General features: G+C 42.3%; 13 protein-coding genes. All 13 read right to left on the minus strand.

Going from position 1 to position 16,906, the window contains the following annotated elements; genetic code table 11:
* On the minus strand, positions 1 to 1,407 hold a 1,407-nt coding region (locus WC955_03365; protein ID MFA5858086.1), incomplete at its 3' end, for a DUF6785 family protein.
* Positions 1,408 to 1,426: 19 nt separating this feature from the next.
* Entirely contained in the window at positions 1,427 to 1,792 is a 366-nt protein-coding gene (locus WC955_03370; protein MFA5858087.1) for a response regulator, read from the minus strand.
* 7 nt (positions 1,793 to 1,799) lie between these two features.
* A protein-coding gene (gene prfB, locus WC955_03375) for a peptide chain release factor 2 (GenBank protein ID MFA5858088.1) occupies positions 1,800 to 2,913 on the minus strand; the annotation gives its coding sequence in 2 pieces (ribosomal slippage) (positions 1,800 to 2,849 and positions 2,851 to 2,913; 1,113 coding nt in all).
* Positions 2,914 to 2,962: 49 nt separating this feature from the next.
* Positions 2,963 to 3,607: a phosphoribosylanthranilate isomerase gene (locus tag WC955_03380; protein MFA5858089.1), complete on the minus strand. Its 645-nt coding sequence runs from the start codon at positions 3,605 to 3,607 to the stop codon at positions 2,963 to 2,965.
* Positions 3,608 to 3,667: 60 nt separating this feature from the next.
* Positions 3,668 to 4,474 carry an indole-3-glycerol phosphate synthase TrpC gene (gene trpC, locus WC955_03385; GenBank protein MFA5858090.1) on the minus strand — a complete coding sequence of 269 codons (807 nt, stop codon included), beginning with the start codon at positions 4,472 to 4,474 and terminating at the stop codon, positions 3,668 to 3,670.
* Complete coding sequence (gene trpD / locus WC955_03390) at positions 4,464 to 5,522, minus strand: anthranilate phosphoribosyltransferase (GenBank protein ID MFA5858091.1); 1,059 nt, start codon at positions 5,520 to 5,522, stop codon at positions 4,464 to 4,466. The genes trpC and trpD overlap by 11 nt, the downstream gene beginning before the upstream one ends.
* A 2-nt stretch (positions 5,523 to 5,524) precedes the next feature.
* Complete coding sequence (locus WC955_03395) at positions 5,525 to 6,259, minus strand: ABC transporter ATP-binding protein (GenBank protein MFA5858092.1); 735 nt, start codon at positions 6,257 to 6,259, stop codon at positions 5,525 to 5,527.
* A 44-nt stretch (positions 6,260 to 6,303) separates the two neighbouring features.
* The gene (locus WC955_03400; GenBank protein ID MFA5858093.1) at positions 6,304 to 6,684 is read right to left on the minus strand and encodes a PqqD family protein; all 381 of its coding nucleotides are present in this window, start codon (positions 6,682 to 6,684) and stop codon (positions 6,304 to 6,306) included.
* The gene (locus WC955_03405) at positions 6,674 to 7,615 is read right to left on the minus strand and encodes a hypothetical protein (GenBank protein MFA5858094.1); all 942 of its coding nucleotides are present in this window, start codon (positions 7,613 to 7,615) and stop codon (positions 6,674 to 6,676) included. The genes WC955_03400 and WC955_03405 overlap by 11 nt, the downstream gene beginning before the upstream one ends.
* Before the next feature lie 57 nt (positions 7,616 to 7,672).
* On the minus strand, positions 7,673 to 9,649 hold the full coding sequence (locus tag WC955_03410; protein ID MFA5858095.1) for a peptide transporter: 1,977 nt from the start codon (positions 9,647 to 9,649) through the stop codon (positions 7,673 to 7,675).
* Positions 9,646 to 14,127 carry an FtsX-like permease family protein gene (locus WC955_03415; GenBank protein ID MFA5858096.1) on the minus strand — a complete coding sequence of 1,494 codons (4,482 nt, stop codon included), beginning with the start codon at positions 14,125 to 14,127 and terminating at the stop codon, positions 9,646 to 9,648. Before WC955_03415 ends, WC955_03410 begins: the two co-directional genes overlap by 4 nt.
* Positions 14,128 to 14,209: 82 nt before the next feature.
* A complete protein-coding gene (locus WC955_03420; GenBank protein ID MFA5858097.1) occupies positions 14,210 to 16,222 on the minus strand; it encodes a DUF6785 family protein in 2,013 nt (670 codons plus the stop codon).
* Positions 16,223 to 16,238: 16 nt separating this feature from the next.
* Positions 16,239 to 16,901, minus strand: a complete 663-nt coding sequence (locus tag WC955_03425; protein ID MFA5858098.1) for an FtsX-like permease family protein — start codon at positions 16,899 to 16,901, stop codon at positions 16,239 to 16,241.
* Positions 16,902 to 16,906: the final 5 nt, after the last annotated feature.

Here is a 16,906-nt window from a genome sequence, read left to right on the forward strand (position 1 = left end):
AGCCGTCAACTGCGGGAAAAACCCGCGGGCAAGGAATGTCAATACCGACAACCCCACGAGGTTAGGCATACCCTGATCAAGTAACGTTTTCACTCCCACAGTATATGACAATATACGTTTCTGGTAGAACATAGGAAATAACCATATCATCGGGATCCCGGTTTCCGCACGGATACGCGCGTACACAAACGCTACCGTGATAATCATGAAGATAAACGCAGCTACTACCCAGAGTTTCATATGAAGCATTGACAGTATTACGCATAAAATTATTATCCCTGCGATACTCCCGAAAAACGCTACCCTATACGATACCGGTTCATTTGAATCATCAATCTCAGGATCAGAGAATACCGCTTTTTTGAATACTTCAACCAAATGTTTCCGTGCAAGTAATACAAGTACAATCGCAAACGCTATGTATCCTCCGATAGCTTGTTCCGGGCCATAGAATAACGGATAATTGTTTAACTGCACACCCATACCCATACCGATAACCTGTTCAATCCTGAACAGCAGATAGAATAGCCAGACAGACATACTTACTTCTAAAGATACAAGGTATCCAAACCCCAGTATTGCAGGATTATAGTAGATAACCAGCGGCTTAATAGCTGACCATGGCTGTTCCGTAAACACATTACCCAGATTGTAGTAAATCCCCATTGCAGGGAAATCAGGGTTAACAGCATTTAAGATATTCATTACATTGTATAACAACGCCAACCCAAACCCTATCCACATAACAGGACTTTTTAAAAAGTCAGATACCGCGGAGTTAGGGTCAGACTTACTCTGTTGTGTTAATTCCAACGGCAGATAAATCAACGGAAAAGTCAGACGTTCCTTCTCAATCCACTGTTTCCTGAAGATAACAAGAATAAAAAACATTGTGAGAAACAGCGTTACGAATACCATACCCCACATCATCAACGGTACCGCCCAGTCACCCCATGGGACACGCCCATCCGGCGCGCCTTCGTACATCATACGTATAACTTCCTTGTTTTGCGGCGCTACCCACGAAGGAATATATTCCGCGAGTTTATCAAACTGGTTTTCGGGTGTAGCATAGTAGTACGGTACTGTGATAAACGGAAAAAATACGCGGGCAACCCCTACGGCACTCATTGATACTGCCATAGTCATTACGCTGTAGATAACTAATACTTCAGCGCGGTTAAGACGCAGTTTTGTACTGATTTTATTAAGTACCGGATTCAGGAGTACGAGCAGCAACAAGCCCGCTACTGCCGGGATTGGCGGTACGCTTTCCGATATCTGGCACGCATTCGTGATAAGTTCAGACCTGCCAATCCAAACCGTTGCGATCACTACTAATATGATTGAAATAATAAACGCGCGAAATGTCAACCCGCTGATTTGTTCATTCTGTTTTTCATTCATTAAATAATTTCCTTCTTAATCACTTCTTTATCAGCACTGCCCTAACACTCTCACGTAACATCTTAGGGTCAAATGGTTTCTCTATGTACGCCACAATATTTTTTGCCATTGCAAACACATCACGCATCCGTCCTTTTGCAGTAAGGATTATCACAGGAATCTTATTTGTTGCAGGATCCTGCTGCAGCGTGTTATACACAGTATACCCGTCAATCCCGGGCATCATTATATCCAGAAGGATAAGGTCAGGTTTTTGTTGCGCTGCCAGGCTGATAGCTTCCCTCCCGTTGAATGCGTTAATCACTTCATACCCGTCTTTCATCAATAAAAAGTCTAGCAATTCAACCACATTTTTTTCGTCATCAACAACCATCACTTTTGCCATAGGTTATTCATCCTTTCTTTTCCCCGGCTTTAGATTCGAGAAAAGATTCTATAAACATATCAATATTACCATCCATAACATCCGCGATATTGCTGTACTCATGATCTGTACGATGATCCTTTACCAGCTGGTACGGCATAAACACATATGAACGTATCTGATTACCCCATGCAATATCACCTTTTTCGCCGTAATGACGTTCCTGTTCCGCGCGTTTTTTATCTTCTTCCAACTCAAACAATTTAGCTTTCAGCATCTTCATTGCTTTCGCACGGTTTTTCATCTGTGAACGCTCATTTTGGCACGCAACAACGATTCCCGTGGGTAAATGTGTCATCCTAACCGCAGAATCTGTTTTATTAACATGCTGCCCGCCTGCCCCTGAAGAACGGTAGGTATCAATCCGTAAATCAGTATCTTTTACTTCAATCTGCACATCATCTTCAATCTCAGGTATAACATCACACGCAGCGAAAGACGTATGCCTGCGTTTATTCGCATCAAACGGCGAAATCCGTACAAGCCGGTGAACCCCGGTCTCTGATTTCAAATACCCGTATGCGTATAAACCATTAACGAAAAAAGTTACGCTTTTAATCCCCGCCCCGTCACCGGGAAGAATATCCATAACTTCGGTAGCATACCCCCGGCGTTCAGCCCAGCGGAGGTACATCCTGAAAAGCATTTCTACCCAGTCACACGCTTCTGTCCCACCCGCGCCGGAATGAAGGTTTACAATCGCGCTATTCCTATCCTGCGGGCCGGAAAGCTTGGTTTCAAGTTCAATCCTATGCACATTTTCGCTTAACGCATTGATTTCATTAACAATTTCCTGGTCATACGCAGAACTACCCTCTTCTTTAGCAAGGTTATACAAAGTTTTTACATCATCAAACTTTCTCTGGAAAGTGGACCATAATTCCGATAGTTTTCTTATATCTGCTACTTGCTGAGAAACCTTCTGTGCTTCGGTTTGGTTATTCCAGAAATCAGGTTTTGCTGTACGTGCTTCAAGCTCAGTTAACAATGCTCTACGGTTATCAATCTCAAAGAAACCTCCGCAATTTTTCAAACCTTACAGAAAGATCTTGGATTTGTCCATTAACTTCTTCTATTACCATAATAATTGCTCCAATAAATACATAAACACCTTATATTATATGTCAACTGTCAACACTGGCACCGTAAAATAAACTGTTTTAACTTGTCATAATCTTTCCTCCGAGGTAAACGTTCAACCCCTGATGCTACATCTACGGCAAACGGGTCAACTTTCTCCACTGCCGCAGCTACATTGTCAGGATTCAACCCTCCGGCAAGAAAAATCGGTACTTCCAAAATCTTAGCTTTAACCGCGATATCCCAGTTGAACACCTCACCGGTTCCACCCTCAACCCCGGGCACATATGCATCCAAAAGAAAGTACTTTACGTATGGCTTATACTGTTCCATTGAGGTTATAACCTCATCCCCTTGTACTCTAAACGCTTTAATAACCTCAACCCCTGGTGCTACTACGGATATTTGTTCCCCCAGTGTTTTTACATACTCAACCGTTTCATCGCCATGCAACTGCACAAGTTTTAACCCCGTATTTTTCACGGTTTGAATCAACTCATCGGTTTCAGCGTTTACGAATACGCCAACAGGTTTTACAAACCCAGGAAGTTTTGATACAACATCCTTCACCATCTTCTGTGACACCTTCCTGGGACTATTTTCCCAGAAATTAAACCCTAGATAGTGTACCCCCATCCCGGCACACCAAACCGCATCATTTTCGTTTGTGATCCCGCAAATTTTAATTTTTGCCATACAAATACTTCCTTATCAAATGATTATAACAGAAAATACGGCTTTTGAAAAGAATTACTACTATAAACCGAGCCCGCGCACTGTGTGTTCGATGTTAGACAATCCCGCACGTATCAATGTTTCACCGATAAGGACTGCATGCACATTCGCACCGGTAAGCGCTTCAATATCTTCACGCGTTTTTATCCCGCTTTCCGCGACTGTAACTTTTAATGCAGGAATCTGGGGAACAAGTTCCAGTGTGGTATTAATATCCACCCTGAACGTCGTTAAATCACGGTTATTTATCCCGATAATCTCCGCACCGGTTTTCTCAAGTACAGTCTTTAGTTCCTTACCATCATGAACTTCAACAAGTACATCCATCCCGAGTTCCTTTGCATACACGCGTAACTCTTCAATTTGCCTAGGATCAAGCACGGCGTTAATTAAAAGTATAGCATCCGCACCAGCGGCCTTAGCTTCTGCTACCTGATACCTATCGATAATAAAATCTTTCCTCAATAACGGCAAAGATACCTTTATTTTAATATCAGATATATATTCAAGGCTTCCCCCAAAAAACTTTTCATCGGTCAGTACAGACACTGCCGCTGCGCCAGAAGATTCATACTTTTTTGCGATAGTAACAGGTTCAAATTTTTTAACTAATTCCCCGGCAGAAGGCGACCTGCGTTTTACTTCAGCGATTAGGTTAACTTTAGCATCGCTGTTCTCACGTTTGATGGAATCACGGAAAGAATAAGGTTTATATTCGAGGCCGGCAATTTGTTTCTCCAGTTGTTTTAACGAGACAATATCTTTACGTTCTTGAACAAATACTTTTTTATAAGCAATAATCCCGTCGAGAATATTATTAACCTTCATTTGTAAGGTTTTTCAGGAGTTCAACTTTCTTTAATGCAGCACCGGAATCAATGGACACACTCGCGAGCTCCACTCCGGCTTTAACGCCACTTGCTTTCCCTGCTGCTACGATTGCCAGTGCTGAGTTCAGAAGTACAACATCTCTCCGCGGGCCTTTTTCACCGCGTAGTACTGCAGAAATGATCTCCGCGTTTTTCTTGGCATCACCCCCGCGGATATCTTCAAGTGCTGCACGGGTAAAACCAAACTGTTCCGGTATTATAGTATACTCCTTAACCTTATTATCCATAAGTTCCGCAATAAAAGTTTCTCCTGTAACTGACACTTCATCAAGACTGTCCTTACCATGCACGACAAATACATGTTTAGCTCCGAGCCTGTTCATAACCTCAGCGAGTATTGGAACTAAACTTTTTTCGTACACCCCCAGCACCTGGGCAGTAGCATTCGCGGGATTCGTCAACGGGCCGAGGATATTAAATATTGTGCGAATACCTATCTGTTTCCGCGGATTAATAGCATACTTCATTGCTCCATGCAATACAGGCGCGAAGAGGAACCCTATCCCCGCAGTAGCAAGGCATTTTTCTACCACTCCAACGGTAACGTCAAGCTTTACCCCCAACGCTTCCAGGACATCAGCGCTGCCGCAATGCGACGATACCGAACGGTTACCATGCTTTGCAACGATAATCCCCGCACCAGCAACAACAAATGCTGTGGTAGTAGATATATTAAACGTATTAGTCCTGTCCCCGCCAGTACCGCAGGTATCTACAATGGTTTCATAGTCAATATTGATATCATCCCGATCAAGCCCTACAGCATTTTTAGGAGAAACATTCACGTGTGTCGCGAACTGGCGCATAACCCTCGCACAGCCGGTAATCTCGTCAATAGTTTCACCTTTCATTCTCAACGCCGTGATAAACGCTGCGACCTGAGCGTCTGTAGCTTCACCACCCATGATTTCAGACATCACATCAACAGCTTCAAGCTCGTCGAGATTATTCCCGGCAACAATTTTCTGTATAGCTTCCTTAATCATTATTACTCTTGATGTCCTTCAACTTCACCGATCTTGAGTTCGATATCACTACGTTTTTCTATACGCTCAATCTGCCCGTCTGTCACCCAGATGATACGGTCTGATACGTCTAACATCTTAAGGTCATGTGTTGCAGAGATTACGGTTACACCTTTTTCTCTATTAAGTTTCTTCAATAATGCAATAATTTCTTTCCCGGTCTTAAGGTCAAGGTTACCCGTAGGTTCATCAGCCAGTACAATCGCAGGATCATTCGCTAACGCCCTGGCGATAGCAACGCGCTGCTGTTGCCCGCCGGACATCTCCAACGGTTTATGATGCAACCTACCGCCAAGACCAACAAGTTCGAGCAACTCTTTCCCGCGGTCAAGGCATTCATCTGTAGACAACCCGGCAAATATCATCGGTAAAGTAACATTCTCCAGCGCTGTCATAACAGAGATTAAGTTAAACGTCTGGAATATGTACCCTATTTTCCGGCACCGCAACCACGCAAGTTCATATGCATCCAACTGTGCGACATCAACTTCATCAATATAAATCTTACCCTCAGTAGGTTTATCAAGGCCTCCGATAGCATTAAACAAAGTTGACTTTCCAGACCCTGACGGCCCCATGATCGATATATACTCACCTTTCATAATCTCAAGGTTAACGCCTCTAAGTGCATTAACCTCAATTTTACCCATAATGTACTGTTTTCTTACGTTAATACACCGGACAGTAAGTTCTGCCATGTAACTCTCCTCCTATTCAATAAATATAATAATAAAAAAATAATCTACTTTTTAACATCTAACTGTACTAACCCGCGTTCTACCAGGTTGCGTACATATTCAAATATCGACAGTTCCGACTCTTTAAAACTAAGCTTATACTTCTCTACGATAATCTGTATAAGACCTGCAACCGTGCGTTGCCCGTCACACGCATCCCAGATAACCGTTCCAATAGGGTCTAACGCAACAATCCTGTTTTTAGGTAAAATAAACATCCATGCAAAAAATGAGTTTATTCCCTTATACTTCAAAGGCAACTTCAGGACTACTTCTTCTTCCCCCCGCTTATCTTCTGTAATAAGACCATTTTTTCTGGGTACCGCGGTCAACGACTGCTCCCGCGTTAATACCATCCGCCCTTTAATACTCTTTTTACTGTTCATGACATACAACTCTTACTTGTTCCATAAACTTCCCGGCTATACCATCGTTTCCATCAACCCGAATTTCCGTAAGAAATATGCGGTTAATCTCCGGGCAATACCATAGTTTTATATTCAAACTTTCCTCAGGCTGTCCTTTACTTAAAAAACTCTTTTTTACAGGTTTATAGTTCAGCAACTCAACTGCCTGATGCCCACGGAAATCCACCTGAACAGCCTTCTCCGCAAGCTCGTGATACAACGACTTCATCACACCTTTTGACCAGTCATAAAACGGCATTTTGCGCAACAATACATCCGCAAGCCCCCACCGCGCTATCCTTAACTTTGCTTTACCAGCACTAAAATTCATCTGAAGGAATGCAGATTTTACCTCACAATTATCAAGCCTGAACTCCTTAGGGATATCCGCATGGAAATCAAGTATCGCCCATGGCGCTTTATCCCCCTGTACATGATCCCTTAACGACCTGATAACCTTCAGCATTAACGGCTGTTCTTCCTGAGTATAATACAACTGACATACAACAGTTTTATTACACCCGCTGCAGTGGAACCCAACCCCTTCAAATTTCAAATGCGTTTTTTTTAGGTGAACAATTTTGAACCCTATCTGTTCAACACCAGTCCACTGTGTATCATCAATCCACCGTATAGCGCCAAACTCCGGCTTCGCTTTTTTCCCAAACTTGAACTGTTTCACAATTCTTTTAATAAAATTATCAACAACCAGCCTTAAGTTCGGCTTTTTCTTGAACGTCTGCCATTTTATCCCAAGCTTGACACTAAAACGGTCATCAATTCTTAGATACCCGTTATCATAGTTCCCGCTGAACGCACCGATATCCCAATCCTGAGGTACCGTCATTGTAAAACCGTACCACGCAATCATTTTCTCGGTATTGCCAGGATTCACAGTATTCTCACTCATATTCTCAAAATACATTCTTTCTCAAAGAACAATCTAACCACCTACCATTATTCACTGCTAGAACGGCAGTTTAGATACGGACTGCGCAATTAATGTTGCGGCAATACATACCATACCGATTAAACCCATCCCGCAAGAAAATCCGGCAAATATTACCGGTGCGTAGTTCCTCCAGTTTTTTTCACCAAATTTCTTAGCGAAATAGTACCGGCCAAGCAACGCACCAATGAATTCAAGGAATAACGAATGCGGTAACTGCCCAACCCCGCGGATAAATCCATATATCAACATCATCGGTAATCCCGCTGCGGCAAGGATCACATAAAGCAGCAACCCGAACCCCAATCCTGTCGCCATTACAGGAAATTTTAGTGCTTCCAGCAAAAACGGCTTCCCTCCAACTGCAGTTGATGAAATCCACAAACTTGACTGCATAGCATGGAAGTACCACGTTTTTTGAGCATAAGGGAACAGCGCTGACGGTATAGGCCCAAGCTGCCAAATAAAACTCCAGAAAATGAACCCGCAGATAAAGATGATCGGCATGACTAACAGTTCAGCTTTTATAACACTGGTAATCTTTGTACCGGTAAGCTCAACTTCACGGAAAAACCCAGCCATCCCGCCGTAGTCATGCATAGGCAACGGTGCAAACCAAATTGCCGCGCCTTTGTATCCGCTCAGTAAAAACGTTGCTTCTCTTACCATAGGAATCCCGGCATACTGCCCGGTCATACCAGTCAACCTTGCGTGTACATACGACATCATAGGTGTATACAACAACGCAAATCCAATGAAAAAAATTATAGGAAAATGCGGAACAAGTACACGGCATAAAACTATGTTCAGTATAGATGATAAAACAAATAATCCCATCGCGAGTGTTACAGAAAAATCACCGCGCCCTTCCGGTGGGTGAAACAACTTAGAAAAATCCGCACTACCACTTTCCGTCTTTTTCTTTCTCGTAGCACGAACGATTTCGTAGATACTAAATATAAACACAGCAAACGCAATACCAATCCCAAAACTTAACCAAAAATCGATTGAGTTCGCAAAACTTGTATGGAACGTATCCATACCAGGCCGCCATGTTTTTAACACCCCGGTTTTCTGAAGTATCGGGTTAGCAATCATAGTTATGACAGAAGACGCAAACCCACCAACAACAATCCAATACGGCAATACAAATCCTATGAGGAAAGTCCCTAAACTGGTAACAAACCCAAATGGCGTTGCCGGTAAAATTGTTTCAATTGCAGCGGTAAGGTCAATCCAGGGAATAGGAAGCAATGTTACCGGTGTCACCAAGATCATACTTGAAATCGTGGGTATTCCTATATACACAAGCCCAAACAATAACCCGATAACACTACCTATTGAGAACATCCTCCACCGCCATGTTTCACTCTTAGACGAAGATTCTGCCAATGCCGTTGCGCCCTGAGCGGCAATAGGTGCCATCGGGAACGGCAGTTTTTCAACGTCAGAAGTTATTCTAAACAAAACATACCCAAAAGTGAACGCGTTAACCCTGCCTATGAGATAGTTAATTAACAACAAACCAATCGCAGGTAACCATTCCGGATGCAGGAAGGAACGGTTAATAATAGCATCTGACATAGGTTGCGGTGATACCCAAATTGGTATTTGATCCGCAAACGGCGCTGCAGCCGGGCTTGAAACAAAAAACTGGTGCCAAATAAGACCAGACCACGGGCCACCGGACAAGTGTAACGCATACCCGGCAATCACGTGTCCCGCTACGTAATAAAGCACAAAAAGTTCCTGTTTGGTCATCACCTGGAATGACCGCCGCATAACTTCCATAAACAAAATAATCGTCACCCACTGCGCTGCGGGCCCTACTCCCTGACCAGCAACCAACCCGAGATAAATAGACCCAGGCATCATTATGAACCCAATAAATATCGCCCCGATAACAGTTTTTAAATTAAACCCATCCTTAAACTCTTTGGGTTGTTCAATTAGATCTCGGTATTCGTTAATATCTCTTTGATTATCTCTTCTCATGATACCACACCCTCTTTTTCCATAAGTTCACAAATTCGTTTTTTGTACTCCTCTTTCTTATATTGCGGTACTGTACGCCAGATAAGGAATTGTTTCCTTAAAAACGAGAGGAACGCGCGGTTCGCTCGCCTCCATGACGACAAATCACCTGACCTGTGTTTAAGAATAATATCAATTTCGTATATATTATGTGAATCTGCGGGTATTGCCCTTAACTCAATAGACTGACTGGTCCCGAGGTCATATGGTGGTAACCACACATCCATTCCTATAGAATAACCTTCTCCATACTTAGTTGGCGTCTTCCAGAACTTAACTTCATTATTATAAAAGTTACTATCCGCATAATCTACGTGAGAATCAAAATATTCTTTTAAGAACCCTATACATCCCATAGCATCTACTCCGCTAACAGTAAATGGAAGTTCAACCTTAATTTCGCCTGTATCACTTTCAGGAAGCTTCCATTTCTTATCCATTGCAGGTACTGCGATCTCCGCAGCTTGTTTAGCGGGATACAACGTCGACAATAGAACTACCAGCATAATAATGATGGTAGTTGATACCGTAGAAGTTGAAGAATAATTCAATGTCATTGCACCCAGCATATTTAAGTCGAGCAATAACTTACTCACTGATTGCCCTAAGAGATACCCGGCAATTGCTCCAATGGTTGCATAAACACATGCTTCCGCAATAAACAGCATGGAAATATGCACTGGCGCAAGCCCAACCGCTGAGAAAGTACTAATCTCGCGTATACGTTCATACACTGACCCAAGCATAGTATTTAGCACTATCAACGCAGCGATTAAAATCGGTACAAACAAATTACCAAGCCCACTGAACGAAGTTAATCCCAGCGCTGTAAACATCTTAGTTGTATTTTCCTGAGTATTCCCGGAATAAACATTAAACGCATATCTAAGCACTAAACTATCTAACAACTTATCACGTTCCTCCGCATTTTTTATCCCTACAGCAATTGACGACATACCACCTCTGAGAAACGCGCAGGTTGCATTATCCGTCCAGATAACCTGTGAACCAAGCATATGTGAATACTCGTTAATCGGAACTTCCTCGTCGCTATAATCCCCTGCAGACCTTTTAGCCCGTGTCCTGACAACTAACTCATAAACATCAGGAGGCAGATTGGTATAGTCCACCGGCATCATTGACTCGCCGTCAAGATCAGTGAAACTATCAACTTTTTTATCGTCATATACACCAATAACCTTCAACTTTATACTTGCCAGGCTTACATATACATCTGAAAGGTTTCCGGGTTCAATCCCCAACGCTTTTGCCGCAGTTATCGGCAGCATACACACGCGTTCTTCATGTTTCAGGAACCACCTGCTTCCCTGAAATAACGTCCTGTCAATCCCGCTGACATCCTTTTCTTCCGCATCAAAACCGCTTATTCCATTCACTACAAACGATTTATCGTTATACTTAATCTCAATCGATTCTTTCCATCTAAGATCCGATGATATGTAATTATAGCGCGCAGCAATCGGGTACTTATCGCTGTGTTCTGCACCAAGATAGAAACCAGACCGCGCATTTAATCTCTCCCATGTTTTATCACGCAACAAAATACCATCATATTTCGGCGGAACTTTTACTTCCGACTTATTAGTCTGTACAAACGTTTGTACTGACGTAAACGATAAGACCGTGAATGTAAGTATTACCAAAGTCAAACTTGTAAGAATTGTGCGGTCACGGCGTTTACGCATATTAGAAATCCCGAGTGAGAATGACACACCAACTGCGCTCATCCTCCCTACATCAGCTTCATGCACACCGGATTGTTCAGTCTTCATTTGTTCCATCTGGCGGTTGAACTTCCCAAGTATTATTGAGATAACTATAACACCAAGTGCTACTATGATAAACGCTAATAAAATAATCCACGGCGTGGTTGTCAACTCAAAAGCAGGATGTACATACCTCAAGATAATAAAGAACAAAAGAAATATACCGAACACACCGGCAATCATGCGGTTAATATCCGGGAAACCAAAAATTAAGCGTTCCGCAAAATATGCAAACGGTAAAAGCAGCGCCATATAAAAAAGCACACCTTTAACCACATCATTCGCTGTTTGCCCAATATCCGGATACGCGCGTAACTCAAACCCTACTGCTTCATTAGTATTCTTCACTAACCCGCGATAATCAAACTCTTCGAGGCATTTCTTTGCTTGTTCCAACAACTCAGCGCTTTTCCCGTGCATTTTTCTGAGTTCAGGATTACTAATACCATGTTTTTCGAGTTTCTTAAGCCTGTATTCATCAAGTTCCCACATATCAATTGCCGCACGGAGTGACGTGTTGTATATAGTAGAACTTTCTTCATGCTTAAACCCGCGTCCTTCCGGATACCTATCGTTACTATTGAGCACTACTTTACGTATACCAATAACCCCGGTACCCATCGTTACTTTTGGTTTAATACCTTCTTCCACAAACACAGTTAAGCACGGTTCAAACGGAAGATTTCCATAACTTAACGGTGCAGAGTCGGTTTTACTGTCATAAACATAAATTTTTGTCAAACTATTGAACATCCGTACGTCCGTTATGTTATAGAGATCAAATGTCTTGCACGGAAACAAAATAATCGGCCTTTCTTTTTCTCTTCTCCCTGTCGCCGCCCGGGAATACTTAGCATCGCCTTCGGAACCCATATCCGGTGCATAGGTTATCTCACCGGTCACAGGGTCAGTCTTAAAAGATTGTATTGTCGCACCTAACATCCTAGTATTTTCCATGATAAACTTACCGTTTTCATCTGTAATATCCATAGCAAACGGATAAATCCCGGAATATGACCTTGTCATCAGCTGGATATATGTTAACGCTCCGGGAACAATTGTTGACGGTAAAAAACTTTCTTTCCTAACAAACTCCAATGCCAACCCGCGGATACGCTCGAACCTGAACGACAACTCTTTCAAGCGGAATAACGCCTGATTCTTACCATTCCCCAATGAATCCTTATTATCCGCATACTTGACAAGTACCGGAACTATTAACCTGCACTGCGTCTCCATATTTTCCCAGTTAATACTTTGAGGCAGATCAAGCGGTGTATTACAAAGATACCGCGGGTCATTTGCAGTAACTAAATTTATTCCGGGTACTGACTGGCGTTCCATTATTTCACAAGTGAACGCTGAATCGCTTGACAAAAAATCCTGCCAGCGTTTACCTTTCTTTGGGTTGATAGCGTCTATCAACACCTGTTTTGCCCCCGCAGTTACGGCTTCATTTGATATTTTAGCAATCAAATCCCCGACGGGAACATAAAACCTGCGCACAAAATCATCATTAAAATAATTACCACAGGCAAACATTGCGACATTAGGATTATTACTACCGATATCCAAACTAATAACTAACTTAGGTTTTGCAAATTCAATAAAGTCCTTAAACTTAGGCAGTGTTTCAAATTCTTTATCCAACTTTTCATACTTACTCCTATGTTTTTCAGATAAGAGCGCTGCTAAACGAAAACTTCCCTTAAGGCCAAGAAAATGCCCGGAGGTAGCAGTAAGACACACAGAGTTTTTGGGTTTATGTTGAGCGATAAGACGCGCTGTTTCAAGCAGTGTAGCAATCCCCATTGACTGTTCTGCACCTGGTGAAAGTTCAGGTACCACAGAAATACTGTCGTAGTAACTTTCAAGTACCAACAGATTATTCTTCAATTCCCTGTCAGAACCCTCAACCCATGCAAAAATATTCCACGTTTTTTTCTTTTCCCATTTCATCTCGCATTTAACGGTTGCAACACTATTTTTTCCATCTGCCTGTTTTAACATCTGCGCATTAGATTTTGATACCCAAAACCTTGGAAAACTCGCCGGGCCGTTTAAATACTTACTTTCCGCATCATTCCTCGATATTTTTTCTGGTTCAATAAAAATTATAGCTTTTGCGCCAAACTCACAGAATGCCGGCCAGTTAGTTTCATACCCACGAAACTCCGAAAGCACGATTGCGCCTGTAAGATTTTTCCCTTTAAACTCCTCCCAAGTCCCATCTCCGACATAAACTATTTTTCCTGATAAACCTTCGGGTGGTAACTGATTAGTCCTCGCAATATTTGGCCAAATTGGATATATCCGTATCTTACTTCTATTGATTTCCAAAGACGCTGACCCTACGATAGGTGTTACTACTTCAAACTCCTGTTTCTCTACCGTATATCCTAAATCCTTAAACCGTTTTTCAATTATCTCCGCAGCCTTAACATTGCCGGGGTATCCCACCAACCGCGAACCAAACGCTGAAAACTGATGCACATCTTTTTTTATATTATCAAAATTAAAACTTTTCGCGACAACACCCGCTGAAACACCGTCAAGTACAGCCACCGCTTCTGCACCGTAACACGCATTTGCACAGAGTAGCGTACAGGACAAGATAAGTGCGGATACTACAGTAATCAAATTTCTAAACATAAACTTTTCCCCAGTTTTTTTAGTGTTAAGTTTAACCATTATTTACCTCAATATACAATTTATTAACGCCTGCGCGTATAACCTACCCAAAACTTATACTATAGAACCGTGTTAGGTCAGGATTCATTGCTGCAACCGCACCCCAAATAACCCCGGCTGTAATAAAATGCCCGATTGTTATCCCGATGAAAAACGGGATAAGGCGTTTATACATATCCACCCCGCCAAGTTTCAAAATCAGGCTCTTAATAATCCATACAATCAAAAACGGCCCCCATAATGGCATTCCGTAGGAATTAGAGACTAAAAAACCTATGGGATTAAGAGGGAAATTTAAGAATACCCTGCGTAAAACAACCATCCCAAAGACAAATGCCGCACCAATAATTGTTGCAGCAATCTTTGGAGTATTCGCTACCTGTGGTGATTTCAGCATAGTACTTAACTCATTGTATTCCGTCACAGCGAGACCCGTGCGAAATCCGCCGGATCCCCCAGCGGAACCCCCTTCTAAAACATTTGACCCGTATTTATAGTACATACTCAGGTGCAACCAATACGATACCACTAAGCCCAGGATTAACGAAAACACGACGATTGACATAATTTTTCTGCGTTTAATATTCGCTTCTTCCGCGAGTTTCATTGTATCAAGCTGATACGCAGTAATCTGCGGGAAAAAGCCGCGTGCAAGAAATGATACCAATGATAGCCCAATAAGGTTAGACGCTCCCTGGTCAAGCATAGATTTTACACCAAGCGTGTACGTTAAAATCCTTTTTTGCTGGTAAAACGGAAACAGCCATATCATTGGTACACCGGTCTCTGCGCGTATACGCGCATACACAAACGCGACAATGACAATCATAAGCACAAAAACAATTACATAAACCAGATGTATATTTAACAAAGTAAAAAATATGCATAATAAAACAAATCCAATGATACTACCAAAAAACGCTGTTCTGTATGACACGGGCTCCGCTGTATCATCGACATTAGGGTCATTAAACAATGCTTTCCTTACTACCGCAATTATCTGTTTCCTTGCTAAAAACACCAAGACCAACGCAAACGCAATATATCCGCCAACAGCCTGTTCCTGTGAATAGAAAAACGGAAAATTCTGTGATTGCATCCCAATAGCGTTACCAATTACCTGTTCGATTTTGAACATAAAGAAAAATAACCATATTGAAAAACTTACTTCCAGAGACACGAGATACCCCAAGCCTAGCACTGCCGGGTTATAATAAAACGTCATTGGCTGAATTGACTTCCATGGCTGTTCAGTGAACAACGCTCCGATATTATACGTAGCTCCCATCGCTGGAATATCGGGATTTACAGCATTTAGTATATTCAATGCATTGTACATAAACGCCAAACCAAACCCTATCCACATTGCAGGATTTTTCAGGAAATCTGAAATCATAGACTTACTATTCTTCTTACTTGGACTTGTCAACTCTAACGGCAAGTAAATCAGCGGAAAAGTCAACCGTTCCTTTTCCACCCATTGTTTTCTAAAAATAACAAGAATAAAGAACATCGTTACGAATAACACCACAAACAAAGCGCTCCAGATTGTCAACGGCCCGAGCCATGCGCCCCACGGTACGGCTCCATCAGGACTGCCTTCGTACATCATCCTGACAATTTCTTTATCCTGCGGTGCTATCCATTTAGGTAACTGTTCCGCTATCATGTCAAACTTATTTTCCGGTGTTGCAAAATAGGTAGGCACAGTTATGAATGGGAGCAACAGCCGGACTACACCAACAGAACTCATCGATACTGACATAGTCAATACGCAGTAAACAATTAAAATTTCCGCACGGGAAAGCTTCCACTTATTACTCAACATATTAAGTAACGGATTGAGAATAATCAAAAATATTAACCCTGCAACCGCGGGTATCGGAGGTACGCTTTCCGAAATCTGACACCCATGTGAATAAATTTCAACCCTGCCGATCCACAATGCCGCAATAATTGTGAATACGATAGATATCAACGCCGCGCGCCAGGTCAACCCGTTAGCTTCTTCCGATTTTACTGCATTATTCCCGGTTTCAATCTTGTTTTCATTCATAAAGCAATTCCTTTAATTAAACATCCGCCCGCATTGCAAGAGCAGGCGCCATCTGCGCAGCCCTATACGCAGGATATATAGCACATAGCACTGCAAGTACCGTACCTAACAACACGCCAATTCCTATATTTGACAACAACGCAAGCCAGGGAAGTTTAGAGAACAATACCGGCATCTTTATCAATGCAGAAATTACTACCATTAGTGTTCCGGTTATCGCACCAAATAATGCGCCGAAAAAACCAAGGAAACCTGATTCCAGCAAAAACAATTGCACTATGAACTCATCCAATGCACCAAGACATTTCATCGTACCTATTTCGCGGTACCGTTCAAGTACAGACATCAACATCGCATTGATAATCCCTAATGCGCTAACCAGTAACGACATTGTCAATAACCATATTTGTTTTTGCTTAATAACATCTCCGGTAGCGGTGGTAAGCTGCGCAATATTTTCATTAGTCATCATTGACGCAAAAAATGCGATACCCAAAAAAATACCGCTGGTTGTGATCAATGCGCGGCCGATACGTAGTTTTACATTACGGAATGATATTCTGATAGCCTCCGAAATCGGCAACCTTATCTGCCTCTTAATATCCTTTTTCCCACCGCCCATCGGCTGCTGCTGCGGTTGCGGTTGCTGTTGCTGCTGTTTCTGTTCATTTTCTACCATAAACA

This window comes from Elusimicrobiota bacterium, assembly GCA_041658405.1.
GTDB lineage: Bacteria > Elusimicrobiota > UBA5214 > JBBAAG01 > JBBAAG01 > JBBAAG01.

Coding starts and splice junctions, on each gene's coding strand:
- WC955_03410 (MFA5858095.1), bottom strand. CDS start 9,649: ATGAGAAGAGATAATCAAAGAGATATTAACGAATACCGAGATCTAATT.
- WC955_03395 (MFA5858092.1), bottom strand. CDS start 6,259: ATGGCAGAACTTACTGTCCGGTGTATTAACGTAAGAAAACAGTACATT.
- trpD (MFA5858091.1), bottom strand. CDS start 5,522: ATGATTAAGGAAGCTATACAGAAAATTGTTGCCGGGAATAATCTCGAC.
- trpC (MFA5858090.1), bottom strand. CDS start 4,474: ATGAAGGTTAATAATATTCTCGACGGGATTATTGCTTATAAAAAAGTA.
- WC955_03400 (MFA5858093.1), bottom strand. CDS start 6,684: ATGAACAGTAAAAAGAGTATTAAAGGGCGGATGGTATTAACGCGGGAG.
- WC955_03425 (MFA5858098.1), bottom strand. CDS start 16,901: ATGGTAGAAAATGAACAGAAACAGCAGCAACAGCAACCGCAACCGCAG.
- WC955_03405 (MFA5858094.1), bottom strand. CDS start 7,615: ATGAGTGAGAATACTGTGAATCCTGGCAATACCGAGAAAATGATTGCG.
- WC955_03420 (MFA5858097.1), bottom strand. CDS start 16,222: ATGAATGAAAACAAGATTGAAACCGGGAATAATGCAGTAAAATCGGAA.
- WC955_03415 (MFA5858096.1), bottom strand. CDS start 14,127: ATGTTTAGAAATTTGATTACTGTAGTATCCGCACTTATCTTGTCCTGT.
- WC955_03370 (MFA5858087.1), bottom strand. CDS start 1,792: ATGGCAAAAGTGATGGTTGTTGATGACGAAAAAAATGTGGTTGAATTG.
- WC955_03380 (MFA5858089.1), bottom strand. CDS start 3,607: ATGGCAAAAATTAAAATTTGCGGGATCACAAACGAAAATGATGCGGTT.